This is a genomic window from Streptomyces sp. CGMCC 4.7035, from assembly GCF_031583065.1.
GTDB lineage: Bacteria > Actinomycetota > Actinomycetes > Streptomycetales > Streptomycetaceae > Streptomyces > Streptomyces yaanensis.
This window is the reverse complement of the sequence record NZ_CP134053.1, coordinates 8005281-8020191: the sequence shown is the minus strand read 5'-3', so window position 1 is coordinate 8020191 and position 14911 is coordinate 8005281. Positions and strand designations below refer to the sequence as shown.

The 14911-nt window shown below is 70.0% G+C and carries 13 protein-coding genes and 1 tRNA gene; 6 read left to right on the top strand and 8 right to left on the bottom strand.

What is annotated here, in order from left to right:
- Positions 1 to 3 precede the first annotated feature (3 nt).
- Positions 4 to 1650, bottom strand: coding sequence for an SDR family oxidoreductase (locus tag Q2K21_RS35380; protein WP_310780335.1), 1647 nt, complete (start codon positions 1648 to 1650; stop codon positions 4 to 6).
- A gap of 332 nt (positions 1651 to 1982) precedes the next feature.
- On the opposite strand from Q2K21_RS35380, the gene Q2K21_RS35375 reads away from it, so the two are divergent.
- The 6 genes from Q2K21_RS35375 to Q2K21_RS35350 all read left to right on the top strand — a co-directional run bounded on the left by Q2K21_RS35375 (position 1983) and on the right by Q2K21_RS35350 (position 6310).
- Positions 1983 to 2945 carry an ABC transporter ATP-binding protein gene (locus Q2K21_RS35375; protein WP_310781399.1) on the top strand — a complete coding sequence of 321 codons (963 nt, stop codon included), beginning with the start codon at positions 1983 to 1985 and terminating at the stop codon, positions 2943 to 2945.
- A complete protein-coding gene (locus Q2K21_RS35370) occupies positions 2935 to 3843 on the top strand; it encodes an ABC transporter permease (protein WP_310780333.1) in 909 nt (302 codons plus the stop codon). The genes Q2K21_RS35375 and Q2K21_RS35370 overlap by 11 nt, the downstream gene beginning before the upstream one ends.
- Positions 3840 to 4751: an ABC transporter ATP-binding protein gene (locus Q2K21_RS35365; RefSeq protein ID WP_310780331.1), complete on the top strand. Its 912-nt coding sequence runs from the start codon at positions 3840 to 3842 to the stop codon at positions 4749 to 4751. Before Q2K21_RS35370 ends, Q2K21_RS35365 begins: the two co-directional genes overlap by 4 nt.
- 10 nt (positions 4752 to 4761) lie before the next feature.
- Positions 4762 to 5481, top strand: a complete 720-nt coding sequence (locus tag Q2K21_RS35360; RefSeq protein WP_310780329.1) for an ABC transporter permease — start codon at positions 4762 to 4764, stop codon at positions 5479 to 5481.
- Positions 5482 to 5676: 195 nt separating this feature from the next.
- Positions 5677 to 5916: an SGM_3592 family protein gene (locus Q2K21_RS35355; protein WP_310780327.1), complete on the top strand. Its 240-nt coding sequence runs from the start codon at positions 5677 to 5679 to the stop codon at positions 5914 to 5916.
- A 290-nt stretch (positions 5917 to 6206) separates the two neighbouring features.
- Positions 6207 to 6310 (top strand) — tRNA-OTHER (locus Q2K21_RS35350).
- 41 nt (positions 6311 to 6351) lie between these two features.
- Here Q2K21_RS35350 and Q2K21_RS35345 read toward each other — a convergent pair.
- The 7 genes from Q2K21_RS35345 to Q2K21_RS35315 form a co-directional block, all read right to left on the bottom strand.
- Positions 6352 to 7170: an HAD family hydrolase gene (locus Q2K21_RS35345; protein ID WP_310780325.1), complete on the bottom strand. Its 819-nt coding sequence runs from the start codon at positions 7168 to 7170 to the stop codon at positions 6352 to 6354.
- On the bottom strand, positions 7167 to 8444 hold the full coding sequence (serS, locus tag Q2K21_RS35340) for a serine--tRNA ligase (protein WP_310780323.1): 1278 nt from the start codon (positions 8442 to 8444) through the stop codon (positions 7167 to 7169). Before serS ends, Q2K21_RS35345 begins: the two co-directional genes overlap by 4 nt.
- A gap of 549 nt (positions 8445 to 8993) precedes the next feature.
- Complete coding sequence (gene pheA / locus Q2K21_RS35335) at positions 8994 to 9926, bottom strand: prephenate dehydratase (RefSeq protein WP_310780321.1); 933 nt, start codon at positions 9924 to 9926, stop codon at positions 8994 to 8996.
- A 62-nt stretch (positions 9927 to 9988) separates the two neighbouring features.
- A complete protein-coding gene (gene efeB, locus Q2K21_RS35330) occupies positions 9989 to 11275 on the bottom strand; it encodes an iron uptake transporter deferrochelatase/peroxidase subunit (protein WP_310780319.1) in 1287 nt (428 codons plus the stop codon).
- A gap of 8 nt (positions 11276 to 11283) precedes the next feature.
- Positions 11284 to 13680, bottom strand: coding sequence for a copper resistance CopC/CopD family protein (locus tag Q2K21_RS35325; RefSeq protein ID WP_310781398.1), 2397 nt, complete (start codon positions 13678 to 13680; stop codon positions 11284 to 11286).
- Between the two features lie 55 nt (positions 13681 to 13735).
- Entirely contained in the window at positions 13736 to 14164 is a 429-nt protein-coding gene (locus Q2K21_RS35320; protein ID WP_310781397.1) for a copper chaperone PCu(A)C, read from the bottom strand.
- 29 nt (positions 14165 to 14193) lie between these two features.
- A complete protein-coding gene (locus Q2K21_RS35315) occupies positions 14194 to 14868 on the bottom strand; it encodes an SCO family protein (RefSeq protein ID WP_310780317.1) in 675 nt (224 codons plus the stop codon).
- Positions 14869 to 14911 lie beyond the last annotated feature (43 nt).

The following is a 14911-nucleotide window of genomic DNA, read 5'->3' as shown; positions in this document are numbered from 1 at the left end:
CGGTCACCGCGGCGGCCTCAACCGTGCGATCGCGCGCAGTGCGCCGGGCGTGAAGCGGGACATCAGGCGTGCCCCGCGCGCCTCCCAAGTAACCGGCACGACCGCCTGGTTGCGCACGACGGCCCGCAGTACGGCGTCCGCGACCTTCTGCGGCGTGTTGACGAAGCCTGGGCTGAGCGCCGACACCCCGATGCCCTGGCCGGCGAGCTCGGAGCGGAGGCATTCGCTGAGCGCCAGGACCGCCTCTTCGGAGGTGCTGTAGGCGGGTAGTGCCTTGGACGGCCGATACGCCGCCGCCGGCGCGGTGTTGACGATGTGGCCGCCCTGTCCGCGCTCGGCCATCTGCCTCCCGAAGATCCGGCATCCGTGGATGACGCCCCACAGGCCGGCATCGAGGACCTTCCGCCAGTCCTCGGTGGTCGTGTCGAAGAAGGAACCGGACGGGGAGGTACCGGAGTTGTTCACCAGCACGTCCACCACCCCGTATGCGAGGGCGACCTTCTCGGCCAGCTTCTCCATGGCCTGCTCGTCGCAGATGTCGACCGTCTCGGCCCACGCTTCCGGGGCGCCGTTCAGCCGGGACAGCTCTGCCGTGCGGGCCGCGCCTTCCGGGTCCCGGTCGACGGCCACCACGCGCGCGCCGGCCTCGGCGAAGGCGCACGCCGTGGCCCGCCCGATGTCGCTGCCCGCGCCGGTGACCAGCACCAGCTGTCCGCCGAACCGGTCCGCGTACCGGCCGCTCGCCACCGGCGCGGGCCGTCCGGCTTCGGCCGAGGTCACGAACTCCGTGATCCACATGGCCAGTTGATCGGGCCGGGTGCGGGGAATCCAGTGCTTGGCGGGCAGCGTACGGCGGGTCAGCCGCGGTGCCCACAGCTCCAGCTCGTCGTACAGCCGCTCCGACAGGAACGAGTCGCCGAGGGGCGTGATGAGTTGCACGGGCGCGTGCGCGTACGCGTCGGTGCGCGGGTGGCTCAGCCGGGACCGTACGTTGTCGCGGTACAGCCAGGCGCCGTGTGCCGCGTCCGTGGGCAGCGAGGGGGTCGGGTAGCCGTCTCCGGTGACCTTCTCGACGCGCTCGAGGATCTTGGGCCAGTGTCTGCCGAGCGGGCCGCGCCAGGCCAGTTCCGGCACGACGGGGGTGTGCAGCAGGTACACGTACCAGGACTTGGCGCCCTGGCCGAGGAGTTGACCCACCCGGCGCGGGGTCGGCCGCCGTATCCGCTGCTTGATCCAGTGCCCGAAGTGGTCCAGGGACGGGCCGGACATCGAGGTGAAGGACGCGATCCGGCCCTCGGTGCGCTTCACGGTGACGAACTCCCAGGACTGCACCGAGCCCCAGTCGTGCCCCACCAGGTGCACCGGCCGGTCCGGGCTGACCGCGTCCACGACCGCCAGGAAGTCGTCCGTCAGCTTCTCCAGCGTGAACCCGCCGCGCAGCGGCTTCGGCGCCGTGGACCGGCCGTGGCCACGAACGTCGTAGAGCACGACATGGAAGCGTTCGGCGAGGCGGACGGCCACCTCCGACCAGACCTCCTTGCTGTCCGGATAACCGTGCACGAGGACGATCGTCGGCTGTGCCGCGTCCCCCAACTCGGCCACGCACAGCTCTATTCCGCCCGTCCGCACCCGGCGCTCGCGCGCTGTCATGTGCCCTCCATCCAGCACCGCACATGCGGCAGATCGACCACAGAGTTCCCCCGCCACCGCCGTCGATGTCACCGCTCCGTGTGCGTCGACAGCGGTACGTGTTCGTAAGGTGACTCCGGTGAATGTCGCAGTTGTTAGAGGCCGCGTCAACAGGCGGGTGCACAGCCTGTGGACAACCATGGCGACGTGGACAACGCGGCCCGTGTGACCGCCCGGTGTTCGACCTCAGGGTCGGTACCCCTACGGGCCCGTACGACTGGAGGTTGACCCGCAGACAGCTCTGCGGTCTGACGACGGCAGTGGTCCGCGTCACTACTGTCGATGACGTGACTGTGATCGCGACCGAAAGCCTGAGCAAGCGGTTCCCGAGGGTGACCGCGCTTGACCGGCTCTCCGTGGACGTCGGACCCGGTGTGACGGGGCTCGTCGGTGCCAACGGAGCCGGCAAGTCCACACTGATCAAGATCCTGCTGGGTCTGTCCCCCGCCACCGAGGGCCGTGCCGAGGTGCTCGGACTCGATGTCGCCACCAAGGGCGGCGCCATCCGCGAGCGCGTGGGGTACATGCCGGAGCACGACTGCCTGCCGCCCGATGTGTCGGCCACGGAGTTCGTCGTCCACATGGCGCGCATGTCCGGCCTGCCGCCGGCCGCGGCGCGCGAGCGCACGGCGGACACCTTGCGCCACGTCGGCCTGTACGAGGAGCGCTACCGCCCCATCGGTGGCTACTCGACCGGTATGAAGCAGCGCGTGAAGCTCGCCCAGGCCCTGGTCCACGACCCGCAGCTGGTCTTCCTGGACGAACCGACCAACGGCCTCGACCCGGTCGGCCGCGACGAGATGCTCGGCCTGATCCGTCGCATCCACACGGACTTCGGCATCTCGGTCCTGGTCACCTCCCATCTCCTGGGCGAGCTGGAGCGCACCTGCGACCACGTCGTGGTCGTCGACGGCGGCAAGCTCCTGCGTTCCAGCTCCACCAGGGACTTCACCCAGACCACCACGACCCTCGCGATCGAGGTCACCGACACCGACGAGCACCCGGACGGCACCCGCGCGGTGCGCGACGCGCTCCACGCGCGCGGGGTGACCGCGCACGACGGCAGCGGTCTGCCGGGCGCCGGGCACATCCTGCTGCTGACCGCGGAGGGCGAGCAGACGTACGACCTCGTCCGGGACGTCGTCGCCGACCTGGGCCTCGGCCTGGTCCGCATGGAGCAACGCCGGCACCACATCGCGGAGGTCTTCCAGAACAGCGACGAGCAGCGGAAGGAGGCGGTCGGCCATGGCGGTTGAGCAGCCCACGGCCCGAGCGGCCGAGCAGACCCGAATCCACAACATCGGCTACCGCTCGTACGACGGCCCGCGCCTGGGCCGCGCCTACGCCCGCCGCTCGCTGTACTCGCAGTCCCTGCGCGGGGCCTACGGCCTCGGCCGCTCGGTGAAGTCCAAAGTGCTGCCGATGCTGCTGTTCGTGGTGATGTGCGCGCCCGCGCTGATCATGGTGGCGGTCGCCGTCGCCACCAAGGCGAAGGACCTGCCCGTCGAATACACGCGCTACGCGATCATCATGCAGGCCCTCATCGGTCTTTACGTCGCCTCGCAGGCGCCCCAGTCGGTCTCTCGCGACCTGCGCTTCAAGACCGTGCCGCTGTACTTCTCGCGTCCGATCGAGACCGCCGACTACGTCCGCGCCAAGTACGCGGCCCTGGCCTCGGCGATGTTCATCCTGACCGCCGCGCCCCTGCTGGTCCTCTACGTGGGCGCGCTGCTCGCCAAGCTGGACTTCTCCCACCAGACGAAGGGATTCGCCGAGGGACTGGTCTCCGTGGCGCTGCTCTCCCTGCTCTTCTCCGGGATCAGCCTGGTCATCGCCGCGGTCACGCCCCGGCGCGGCTTCGGCATCGCCGCCGTCATCGCCGTCCTGACCATTTCGTACGGGGCGGTCTCCACCATCCAGGCCATCGCGGAGACCCAATCGGACGGCTCCGCCGCCATCGTCTGGATGGGACTGTTCTCGCCCGTCACGCTCATCGACGGTGTACAGACCGCCTTCCTCGGCGCGTCCTCCTCCTTCCCTGGAGGGGAAGGACCCTCGGCCGCGCAGGGAGTCGTCTACCTCCTCGTCGTCCTGGGACTCATCGCGGGCAGCTACGGCCTGCTGACGCGCCGCTACCGAAAGGCCGGACTGTGACCACGCTTTCCATCGACCACGTCTCGCGCTGGTTCGGCAACGTGGTCGCCGTCAACGACGTAACCATGACCGTCGGCCCTGGTGTCACCGGTCTGCTTGGCCCGAACGGCGCGGGGAAATCCACCCTCATCAACATGATGGGCGGCTTCCTCGCCCCTTCCACCGGCTCCGTCACCCTCGACGGACAGCCCGTGTGGCGCAACGAGCAGATCTACAGGCACATCGGCATCGTCCCCGAGCGTGAGGCGATGTACGACTTCCTCACCGGCCGCGAATTCGTCGTCGCCAACGCCGAGTTGCACGGACTGGGCGCGAAGGCGGCCCAGCGCGCCCTCGCCACGGTCGAGATGGAGTACGCGCAGGACCGGAAGATCTCCACGTACTCCAAGGGCATGCGCCAGCGCGTGAAGATGGCGTCCGCGCTGGTGCACGACCCGTCCCTGCTGCTGCTCGACGAGCCGTTCAACGGCATGGACCCGCGCCAGCGCATGCAGCTCATGGAGCTGCTGCGGCGCATGGGTGCCGAGGGCCGCACGGTGCTGTTCTCGTCCCACATCCTCGAAGAGGTCGAGCAACTGGCCTCGCACATCGAGGTGATCGTCGCCGGACGGCACGCGGCGAGCGGCGACTTCCGCAAGATCCGCCGCCTGATGACCGACCGCCCGCACCGCTACCTGGTGCGCTCCAGCGACGACCGGGCGCTCGCGGCCGCGCTCATCGCCGACCCGTCGACCTCGGGCATCGAAGTGGACCTCGCGGAGGGCGCGCTGCGCATCCAGGCGGTCGACTTCGGCCGGTTCACGGTCCTGCTGCCGAAGGTCGCGCGCGAGCACGGCATCCGGCTGCTCACGGTCTCGCCGTCCGACGAGTCCCTCGAGTCCGTCTTCTCGTATCTGGTCGCGGCGTAGGAGGCCGAAGATGTACGACCCCACAGTCGCCCGGCTCACCTACCGGGGCCTGCTCGGCCGCCGCAGGGCCCTCATCCTCGGCGCGCTGCCCGTCCTGCTGATCCTGATCTCCGCGGTCGTGCGCACGCTGACCGGACCCGATGACCAAGTCGCCCAGAACGTGCTCGGCGGGTTCGCGCTCGCCACAATGGTGCCGATCATCGGCGTCATCGCGGGCACAGGCGCGATCGGGCCCGAGATCGACGACGGCTCGGTGGTGTATCTGCTCGCCAAGCCGGTGAAGCGGCCCACGATCATCTTCACCAAGCTGATCGTCGCGATCGCCGTCACCATGGCGTTCTCGGCGCTGCCGACGTTCATCGCGGGCATGATCCTCAACGGCAACGGCCAGCAGATCGCCGTCGCGTACACGGTCGCGGCGCTGGTCGCCTCCATCGCGTACGCCGCGATGTTCCTGCTGCTCGGCACGGTCAGCCGGCATGCGGTGGTCTTCGGGCTGGTCTACGCGCTGGTCTGGGAGGCGCTCTTCGGCTCGCTGGTCTCCGGGGCGCGCACGCTCAGCGTCCAGCAGTGGGCGCTCGCCGTGGCCCACAAGGTCTCCGACAGCGCTCTCGTCACCTCGGACGTGAAGCTGCCCACCGCTACGGTGCTGCTCGTCACGGTGACCGTGGCCGCCACTTGGTACGCGGGACAGAAGCTGCGGACGCTGACACTGGCCGGCGAGGAGTGAGGGGCCCCGCGGGACTTTGACCGGCTCCACGCGTGTGCATCCCTTAGGTGCACGCGCGTGGAGGCTCGTCCCCCGCTCTTCTTCTTGTCACTCTCTTTCAAGTCTTCTTGCTCTGTTTCAAGGCTTTTTTGACAGCGGTCTCACACCTGCCTGGGCACACTGGGCAAGGGGGACGCACAGCGGAAGGAAACGGGGATGGCAGCTCAGGCACCACAGGGAGACGGGGCGGGCGAGGCCGGGGACGGCTGGGACGGCGTCGTGTTCGACGAGGACTTCATACGGTCCGCGTCGGCCTCGGAGCCGTCCGCGCGCGCCCGGATGCTGGCCGCGCGCTGGCGCAACGAAGCGCCCGACCCGCAGCCGTGGCGCACCGACGAGCCGCCCGCCGGCTGGTTCTTCAGCAAGGCGCGCCGCCGCAGGTGGCGCCGCCGGTAGAGGCCGCACGCGCCGCGAGACCGGTGGATTTGTGCCGGTGGATTTATTCAGTGGCGCCCGATTCGGCGGACCGGCACAGTGGTGGTGTCCATGACGCCGGATCGAGCCGGCGCCACGTTCTGGGAGAGGAGCTGGGCGATGTCCATGCACGGCAGTACGCCGAGCTCCCGACAGGGCAGCCCGCGGCGGGCTCCGGAGTAGTTACCCCTCCGTCGAGCCCGCCCGCACGGGGAGCTGCCCGGGGCGGCCGCTTCGAGCGCGCGATTGCCTTTCGCGCGGGCCGCCCACCCGGAGGATTGGCCGAGTGGTAAGGCACCGGCTTGCGCAGTGTTCGATCAGAAGCAAGTCGTGGTCGGGGTTATCCCCCGCGCGCGTTCGACCCGCGCATCCTCCGCAAGAAGACACGACCGTTTCCGGCGCACGACACCGAGCCGGCTAACCCAGCAACCGCTCCAGTACCACCGCGATGCCGTCCTCCTCGTTGGACAACGTCACTTCGTCCGCGACAGCCTTGAGGTCCTCGTGGGCGTTGGCCATGGCCACGCCGTGTGCCGCCCACGCGAACATCGGGAGGTCATTCGGCATGTCGCCGAAGGCGATCGTCTCCGTGGCCTTCACACCCAGGCGGCGTGCCGCCAGCGACAGGCCCGTCGCCTTGGTCAGGCCGAGGGGGAGGAGCTCCACGATTCCCTCGCCCGCCATCGTCACGCCGACCAGACCGCCGGCGGCCCGCTGCGCCGCCTCGGCCAGTTCGTCGTCGCTCAGGGTCGGGTGCTGGAGGTACACCTTGTTCAGCGGCGCCGACCACAGGTCCGCCGCGTCCGTGATCGGCTGGTAGGGAAGCGGTCCGTCATGAACCCGGTAGCCGGGCCCGACGAGGACCTCGCCGTCCAGCCCGTCCCGGCTGGCCGCCAGCAGCAGAGGGCCCACCTCCGCCTCGATCTTCGCCAGGGCGAGACCCGCGAGCTGCCGGTCCAGCGTCAGCGACGTCAGTAGCCGGTGCTCCCCCGCGTCGTACACCTGTGCCCCCTGGCCGCACACCGCGAGGCCCCGGTAGCCGAGGTCGTCGAGGACGTAGCGCGTCCACGGCACCGAGCGCCCGGTGACGACGATGTGCGCTGCGCCCGCCGCGCAGGCCGCGGCGAGCGCCTCTCGCGTGCGCTCCGACACCGTCTCGTCGGAGCGCAGGAGCGTCCCGTCGAGGTCGGTCGCTATCAGCTTGTACGGAAAACCGGAGGGCTCGGCCGTGCTCACTTGGCGACGGGCTCCAGGAGCTCCCGGCCGCCCAGGTACGGGCGCAGGACCTCGGGCACCCGCACGGAGCCGTCGGCCAGCTGGTGGTTCTCCAGGAGCGCCACGATGGTGCGCGGCACGGCGCACAGCGTGCCGTTCAGCGTCGCCAGCGGCTGCACCTTCTTGCCGTCCCGCATGCGGACGGACAGCCGGCGGGCCTGGAAGCCGTCGCAGTTCGAGGCCGAGGTCAGCTCGCGGTACTTGCCCTGGGTCGGGATCCACGCCTCGCAGTCGTACTTCCGCGAGGCGGACGCGCCCAGGTCGCCCGTGGCCACGTCGATGACCTGGAACGGCAGCTCAAGCGAGGTCAGCCACTGCTTCTCCCAGTCCAGGAGCCGCTTGTGCTCGTTCTCGGCGTCCTCGGGGTCGACGAACGTGAACATCTCGACCTTGTCGAACTGGTGCACACGGAAGATGCCCCGTGTGTCCTTGCCGTACGTGCCGGCCTCGCGGCGGAAGCACGGCGAGAAGCCCGCGTAGCGCAGCGGCAGCTTCTCCGCGTCGATGATCTCGTCCATGTGGTAGGCCGCGAGCGGGACCTCGGAGGTGCCGACCAGGTAGAAGTCGTCCTTCTCCAGGTGGTACACGTTCTCGGCGGCCTGGCCCAGGAAGCCCGTGCCCTCCATGGCGCGCGGGCGGACCAGGGCCGGCGTCAGCATCGGGGTGAACCCGGCCGCCGTGGCCTGCGCGATCGCCGCGTTGACGAGCGCCAGCTCCAGCAAGGCGCCGACGCCGGTCAGGTAGTAGAAGCGCGAGCCGGAGACCTTCGCGCCACGCTCGACGTCGATCGCGCCGAGCGCCTCGCCGAGCTCCAGGTGGTCCTTGGGCTCGAAGCCCTCGGCGCCGAAGTCACGGATGGTGCCGTGCGTCTCCAGGACGACAAAGTCCTCCTCGCCGCCGACCGGGACGTCGGGGTGCACCAGGTTGCCGATCTGGAGCAGCAGCCGCCGGGTCTCCTCATCGGCTTCGTTCTGCTCGGCGTCGGCCGCCTTGACGTCGGCCTTCAGCTGCTCGGCCTTCCTCAGCAGCTCGGCCTTCTCGTCCCCCGAGGCCTTGGGGATCAGCTTGCCGAGCGCCTTCTGCTCGGAACGGAGCTCGTCGAAGCGGACGCCGGACGACCTGCGCCGCTCGTCGGCGGAGAGGAGGGCGTCGACGAGCGCGACGTCCTCTCCACGGGCGCGCTGGGAGGCGCGAACACGGTCGGGGTCCTCACGGAGCAGGCGAAGGTCAATCACCCCTCAAGGCTACCGGTGCGGAGTTCCGGCTCACGACTCTGTATTTCGGTCCGCGGCTTATGGGTCGTAACGAGCTGATGACGCTATGTGTCAATAAATGTCGGCCGCTCCCCGGGGAGGAGCAGCGCGGCGACGCCGCGTTGACTCGACTCCCTTGAGAGGAACGGGATTTGGGGCGCGCTTGTCCACAGGCGTCCACACGGGTGACAGGGTTATCCACAGGCTGTGCGGAAGATCTGTGGATTTCGAGGGTGATCATTCCGGAAGTCGCGGCGAGAGGGAGAATTCACCGCCTAAACCCTCACCACACACACTTTCGTGTGTAAAAGGGTCGTCCCAAAGTGTTGATCGAAGGAAACAGGTGGACAACTGTGGCGAACGTGGTAGTGGACAGGCTGGGGACCGGTTGAGGGTTTTGTCGACTTAGGCCGCGACGATGTCGACTTGTCCCCAGGTCGAGAAGCCAACCTGTGGATAACTTCTGTGGACAGCGAAAATCTACAGGTAGGACCGGGCCGTGGAGTCTGCCGCCGTGGAGCCTGTGAAGCCCTAGAACCGACCGTCCTGGCAGCGCGCCACCCAGTCCGCCGCCGTCATGAACTCGTCGTCCGACGTGCCCGGCAGCGGCACCCGTACGTCGTCCGGCTTGACGTCCGCGCGCGGGTACGAGCCCAGGAACCGCACCTGCAGACAGATCCGCTTGAGCCCCATCAGGGCCTCGGCCACCCGGCGGTCGGAGATATGGCCCTCGGCGTCGATGCAGAAGCAGTAGTTGCCGATGCCCGCTCCGGTCGGGCGCGACTGCAGCAGCATCAGGTTGACGCCCCGTACGGCGAACTCGCCCAGCAGGTCGCGCAGCCCACCCGGGTGGTCGTCGCGCTGCCAGAGCACGACGGAGGTCTTGTCCGCGCCGGTCGGCGCCGCCGGGCGGGCGGGCTTGCCGACCAGCACGAACCGCGTCTGTGCGTTCTCCGCGTCATGGATGCCGGTCTCCAGCGCCTGAAGGCCGTAGCGCGCGGCGGCGAACTCACCCGCGAACGCCGCGTCGTAACGGCCCTCCTGGACCAGGCGGGCACCGTCCGCGTTCGACGCTGCCGACTCCCAGGCGGCATCCGGGAGGTTGGCCTTCAGCCAGTTGCGCACCTGCGGCTGCGCGGCCGGGTGCGCGGTGACCGTCTTGATCTCCGAGAGCCGCATGCCAGGCCGGACCAGCAGCGCGAAGGTGATCGAGAGGAGCACCTCTCTGTAGATCATCAACGGCTCGCCCGCGACCAGCTCGTCGAGGGTGGTCGTGATGCCGCCCTCCACCGAGTTCTCGATCGGCACGAAGGCGGCCTCGGCCCCGCCGTTGCGGACGGCGTCGAGCGCCGCCGGGACCGACACCGCCGGGACGAGCTCCCGGGTCGCGGCCTCGGGCAATGTGCGTAGGGCCACTTCGGTGAAGGTGCCCTCGGGGCCGAGATACGCGTAGCTGGCTGGCATGTCCTCACACTAATGGGCCCCGAACGCCCTGATGGGTCCCGACGGGAGCCGTCGTACGCCTCTCACCCCTCCAGCAGCCGCTGCCCGACGTACTCCCCCTCCGCCGCCCCGCCCGGTACCGCGAACAGGCCGCTCGCCTCGTGGCGGATGTACTGGGAGAGGGCGTCCCCACGGTCGAGCTTGCGCTGCACCGGGACGAAGCCGCGCAGCGGGTCCGCCTGCCAGCAGACGAACAGCAGGCCCGCGTCGGGCGTCCCGTCCGTGTCGAAGCCGTCGTGGAAGGAGAACGGGCGGCGGAGCATCGCCGCGCCCCCGTTCTTGTCGGGCCGGGTGATGCGCGCGTGCGCGTTGAGCGGCACGACCAGATTGCCGTCGGCGCCGGTCTTCGCCAGGTCCATCGCAGTCGTCTCGGTGCCGCCGCTCAGCGGCGCCCCATTGGACTTGCGGCGCCCGATGACCTCCTCCTGGGCCTTGACCGAGAGCTTCTCCCAGTCGTCGAGCAGCATGCGGATACGGCGTACGACGGCGTACGAACCGTTCGCCATCCAGGCCGGGTCGCCGGACGCGGGAACGAAGATGCGCCGGTCGAAGTCGGCGTCGGTCGGCTTCGGGTTGCGCGTGCCGTCTATCTGGCCCATCAGATTGCGCGCCGTCATGGGGTGCGCGGTCGCGCCCGGCGAGCGGTTGAAGCCGTTCATCTGCCAGCGGACGCGGGCCGCGCTGCCCGCGTCCTTCTGGATCGCGCGCAGGGCGTGGAAGGCGACGAGCGCGTCGTCGGCGCCGATCTGCACCCACAGATCGCCGTTGCTGCGGGACTTGTCGAGGTGGTCGGAGGAGAAGTCGGGCAGCGGGTCCAGCGCGGAGGGGCGCTGCTTCTCCAGTCCCGTACGGGAGAAGAAGCTGTTGCCGAAGCCGAAGGTGATCGTGAGGGACGACGGGCCGGCGTCACGGGCGATGTCGGTGTCGTCGTGCGCGGCCGCCTCGCCCGCCATCAGCCGCTCGGCGGTGGCCGACCAACGGCGCAGCAGCGCGGCAGCCTCCTTGCGACCCGCGCCCGCGGCCAGGTCGAAGGCGGCGAGGTGGCCGCGGGCCTGGAGGGCGTCGGTGATGCCGGGCTGATGTTTCCCGTGAAACATCACCCGGTTGGCGCCGAGCGACGTCAGGGGCGCGGCCTTCTCGGAGGGTGCGGCGGCGTAGCCGGCGGCACCGCCCGCCGCTCCGAGCGCGAGCCCGGTGGCACCGGCGGTCCCGAGGAGCCGCCGCCGCGAGATCACCCCCGGGGAGGGGGCGGTGTCGGAAACGGCAGGGATGCCCTTGGAGGGCGCCTCCGGCGTGGACTGGTCAGCCATGGTGTGGTTCAGCCGATCTTCGCGTTCTTGTTCACGGTCACTTGGTCGATGTCGGACGTCCGCACGGTCACCGCGATCTCCCAGTCGCCCGCCATGGGGAGCTGCACGCCACTCGCCGCCCAGTGCCCGGTGGCGATGCGGTCGGGCGCGACGGGCAACGGGCCGATGCCCTTCGCCTTGAGCGTGAAGGCGACCTTCACCTCGGGGACGTCGAAGGCTTTGCCATTCGGTCGCACCACGTACACGTGCATCTCGTTGGCGCCCACGCGGGCCGGGTCGAGGGTGACCTGCACGGTGCCCTTGCCGTCCTGGCCTCCCGTGTCGAAGGGGATCTTCACCGACAGGGGGCCGGAGCGTTGCGACGCCGAGGCGGTGGCCGCCTTGGCAGCCTCCTCCGTGCGCCCCGGCTCGGTGCTCGTCAGCGCGGTGGTGACGGCCAGCAGCACGATGGCGACGCACGCCTCGGCGAGCACGGTGCGGCGCAGTCCCGAACGGACGGGGTCGGCGTCCCGGACCTGCTTGGCCCTCGCCGCGGCCATGGCGGCCTGCTGCCTGGCCAGCTGGGTGGCACGCTCGGGGCGCCCGGACGCGCCGGAAGTCCCGCTCCCGGAGTCCTTGCCCTCGCCGGAATCCCCCGCGCCCTCACTCGTGCCGGAGGCCGAACCGGTGCCGCCGCTCTTCGCGGACATGCCGCTTTCCGTGGAGACGCCGCTCTTCGCGGGGACGCCGCTCTTCGTGGAGACGCCGCTCTTCGTGGAGACGCCGCTTTCCGCGGAGACGCCGCTCTTCGTGGAGACGCCGCTTTCCGTGGAGACGCCGCTTTCCGTGGGGACGCCGCTCTTCGTGGAGACGCCGCTTTCCGTGGAGACACCGCTCCCCGTGGACACGCCACCCTTGGTCGACGCCTGCGTCGCGACGGTCGCCCGCTCCTGTTCCTCCGTGTGCCGTGCCGCCACGGCCATGGCCGGTGCGTCCGCCAACCGCGCCGTCCAGCGCCGCGAGATCCAGGCGATGCCGACGAGCACGGCGACCAGGCCGACCTTCACGAGCAGCAGTTGTCCGTACGACGTCCCGGTCAGCGCCGACCAGGAGCCGAGCTGGCGCCAGGACTGGTAGACCCCGGTCGCGGCCAGCGTCACGACGCTCCCGAAAGCGACGCGCGAGAAGCGCCGTACCGCCGCCGCCTCGATCGACGGCGCTCGGTACAGGGCGACGAACAGCGTCGCGAGCCCGCCCAGCCAGATGGCGACCGCCAGGAGGTGCAGGACGTCGACCGGCATGGCGATCCCGGTCTGGATGCCGGTCGAGGCGTGTTCGGCCATGGCCCAGGTCGCCGCGAGCCCCGCTGCGACGACGGTCCCGCCGATGGCCAGTCCGAAGGTCAGGTCCCGCTTCTCGGCGGCCCGGTAGGCGGCCTCCTCGTCCCCGGAGTCACCGGACGACGCGCCCTTCTCGCCCCCTGAGCCACCGGACGCGCTTTCCTTCCCACCGGAGCCGGCGGACGTGAGTGCCCCGCCGACGGCGCCGACGGCCCCACCGTCCGGGCCGGCGGTTTCGCCGTCCGCGCCGAATGCCCCGCCGACGGCGTCGGCAGCCGCCTCCGCCTCCCGCTTCACATACGCCCCGAAGAGCACCGCGATGAACAGCGCCCCCGCCGCGAGCAGCAGCAGCCGGGACACCAGTGCCGCCCCCGCCTTGGTCTGCAGCACCTGCCCGATCAGGGACAGGTCGAAGATGTCGGCGACCTTCCCGGAGCCGGTGTAGGAGCCGCGCAGGAGCAGCAGCGCGAGCGTCGCCGAGGTGAGCGCCAGCCACCCGGAGACCACGAGGCGCTGCACCGCCCGCACGCCGGCACCACGCTGCCAGCAGGCCAGCACGAAGGCCGCGCCACCGATCAGGACGATGAACCCGGCGTACGAGACGTACCGCGCGAACCCGTAGAGCCCGCCGACGACCCCGCCGCCGGCCGTCTGGTCGGAGACCGAGACGGTGGTCGTGGACGGGGCGCCGACGGAGAAGGTGAAGGCGCCGGAGACAGGGTGGCTGTCCGCGGACACCACCTGGTAGGTGACGGTGTAGGTGCCGTCGGGCAGCCCCGCGTGCACCTTCACGCCGTACATCGTTCCGCTCAGGTTGAACGCCTTGCCCGTGTCGACGCGCTGCCCCTTGGGATCGAGGACGCGCAGCGAGTCGTCGGAGAGCGCCACTTTCTCGGAGAAGGTGAGCGTGACCTGGGTGGGCGCCTTGTCGACCACCACTCCCTGCGCGGGGTCGCTGCCGGTCAGCGCGGCGTGCGCGGAGGCGGGCGCGGCCCCGCCGAACAGCGCGCCCGCGACAGCGAGCAGCAGCGCGAGCAGCGCGCGGACCGCCCGGCTCCGGACCCTGTGCCGGGTCGCCGTACGGATGTTCCCCCGGACGTGCCCGTCGGGAGCGATGGCCTGAGTCACGGTGATGCCTCCCTCAGTGGCCGGTCTTCGGGTTGTACGTCGGCGACTTGACCGGCATCTCGACCGTGACCGTTCCGGACTTGGCAAAGTGCAACTGCACGGACACCTTCTCGCCCTGCTTCGGCTGGTGGGTGAGCTTTCCGAACATGAGATGGTTGCCGCCGCTGGCGAAGTCGAGCGTGCCGTCCGCGGGCACGGGGAACGACTTCTCCTCCGTCATCTCGCCGTCCTTGGTCGAGTGCAGTGTGACGTCGGCGGTGAGGCCGCTGGTGACGGAGGTGAGGGTGTCGGATCCGCCGGAGTTGGTGACCGTGAAGAATCCGGCCGCCATGTCGCTCGTGACGGGCGCGGGCATGTAGGCACCGGTGACCTTCAGCTCCGGCTTGGCCGAGGACGAGCCGCCGGAGCCGCCGCAGCCCGCCAGCAGCAGTCCCGCGGCCATCACCACGGCGGGGCAACCGAGTCGGTGGTTCACGGGTTCTCCCCCTTGATGATCTTGGGGAGGTCCTTGGTGTAGTCGTCCACGGTGGCTTCCTGGTTGTAGAGCAGGTAACCCCCGTCGGTCTTCGGCGAGAACGCGATGACCTGGGTGCCATGGGCGGAGACGATCTTGCCGTCCTTCTCTTTCCTCGGCGCCTCGATGGAGATGCCGAGGGTGCGGGCACCGGCCTGGATGGTGGCGAAGTCGCCGGTCAGGCCCACGACATCGGGGTCGATGCCCTTGAGCCACTTGCCGAGCGCGGAGGAGGTGTCGCGCTCCGGATCGGTGGTGACGAACACGATCCGCAGCGAGTCCTTCTGCGCCTGGGTCAGTTGCTTGTTCTTCTCCACCTCCTTCTTGGCGACGGCGAGGTTGTTCATCGTCAGCGGGCAGACGTCGGGGCAGTGGGTGTAGCCGAAATAGATCAGCGTCGGCTTGCCCTTGGTCTGCGCGCGGAGGTCGTACTTCTCGCCGTGGGTGTCGGTGAGGACGAGGTCCGGCTTCTCGAACGGCTGGTCGAGAACGGTCGCGGCCCTGTCCGATCCGGCCTCGGCGGAGACCACGGCGACCGGCTGGTCACCGCTGTCGTCGGACCCACAGGCGGAGAGGGTGAACGTCGCGGCGGCGAGGAGGGCGGCCGCGGCGAGTGTCTTTTTCTTGCGCATAGAGAAATGTCCCAGATGTGAGAGTTCCGGTCCGCGCCGGGGT

Bases quoted from the DNA above. Each gene is read 5' to 3' on its own strand.
- pheA (WP_310780321.1), bottom strand. From the start codon at position 9,926: ATGCCAGCCAGCTACGCGTATCTCGGCCCCGAGGGCACCTTCACCGAA.
- Q2K21_RS35360 (WP_310780329.1), top strand. From the start codon at position 4,762: ATGTACGACCCCACAGTCGCCCGGCTCACCTACCGGGGCCTGCTCGGC.
- efeB (WP_310780319.1), bottom strand. From the start codon at position 11,275: ATGGCTGACCAGTCCACGCCGGAGGCGCCCTCCAAGGGCATCCCTGCC.
- Q2K21_RS35355 (WP_310780327.1), top strand. From the start codon at position 5,677: ATGGCAGCTCAGGCACCACAGGGAGACGGGGCGGGCGAGGCCGGGGAC.
- Q2K21_RS35380 (WP_310780335.1), bottom strand. From the start codon at position 1,650: ATGACAGCGCGCGAGCGCCGGGTGCGGACGGGCGGAATAGAGCTGTGC.
- Q2K21_RS35320 (WP_310781397.1), bottom strand. From the start codon at position 14,164: ATGGCCGCGGGACTGCTGCTGGCGGGCTGCGGCGGCTCCGGCGGCTCG.
- Q2K21_RS35370 (WP_310780333.1), top strand. From the start codon at position 2,935: ATGGCGGTTGAGCAGCCCACGGCCCGAGCGGCCGAGCAGACCCGAATC.
- Q2K21_RS35315 (WP_310780317.1), bottom strand. From the start codon at position 14,868: ATGCGCAAGAAAAAGACACTCGCCGCGGCCGCCCTCCTCGCCGCCGCG.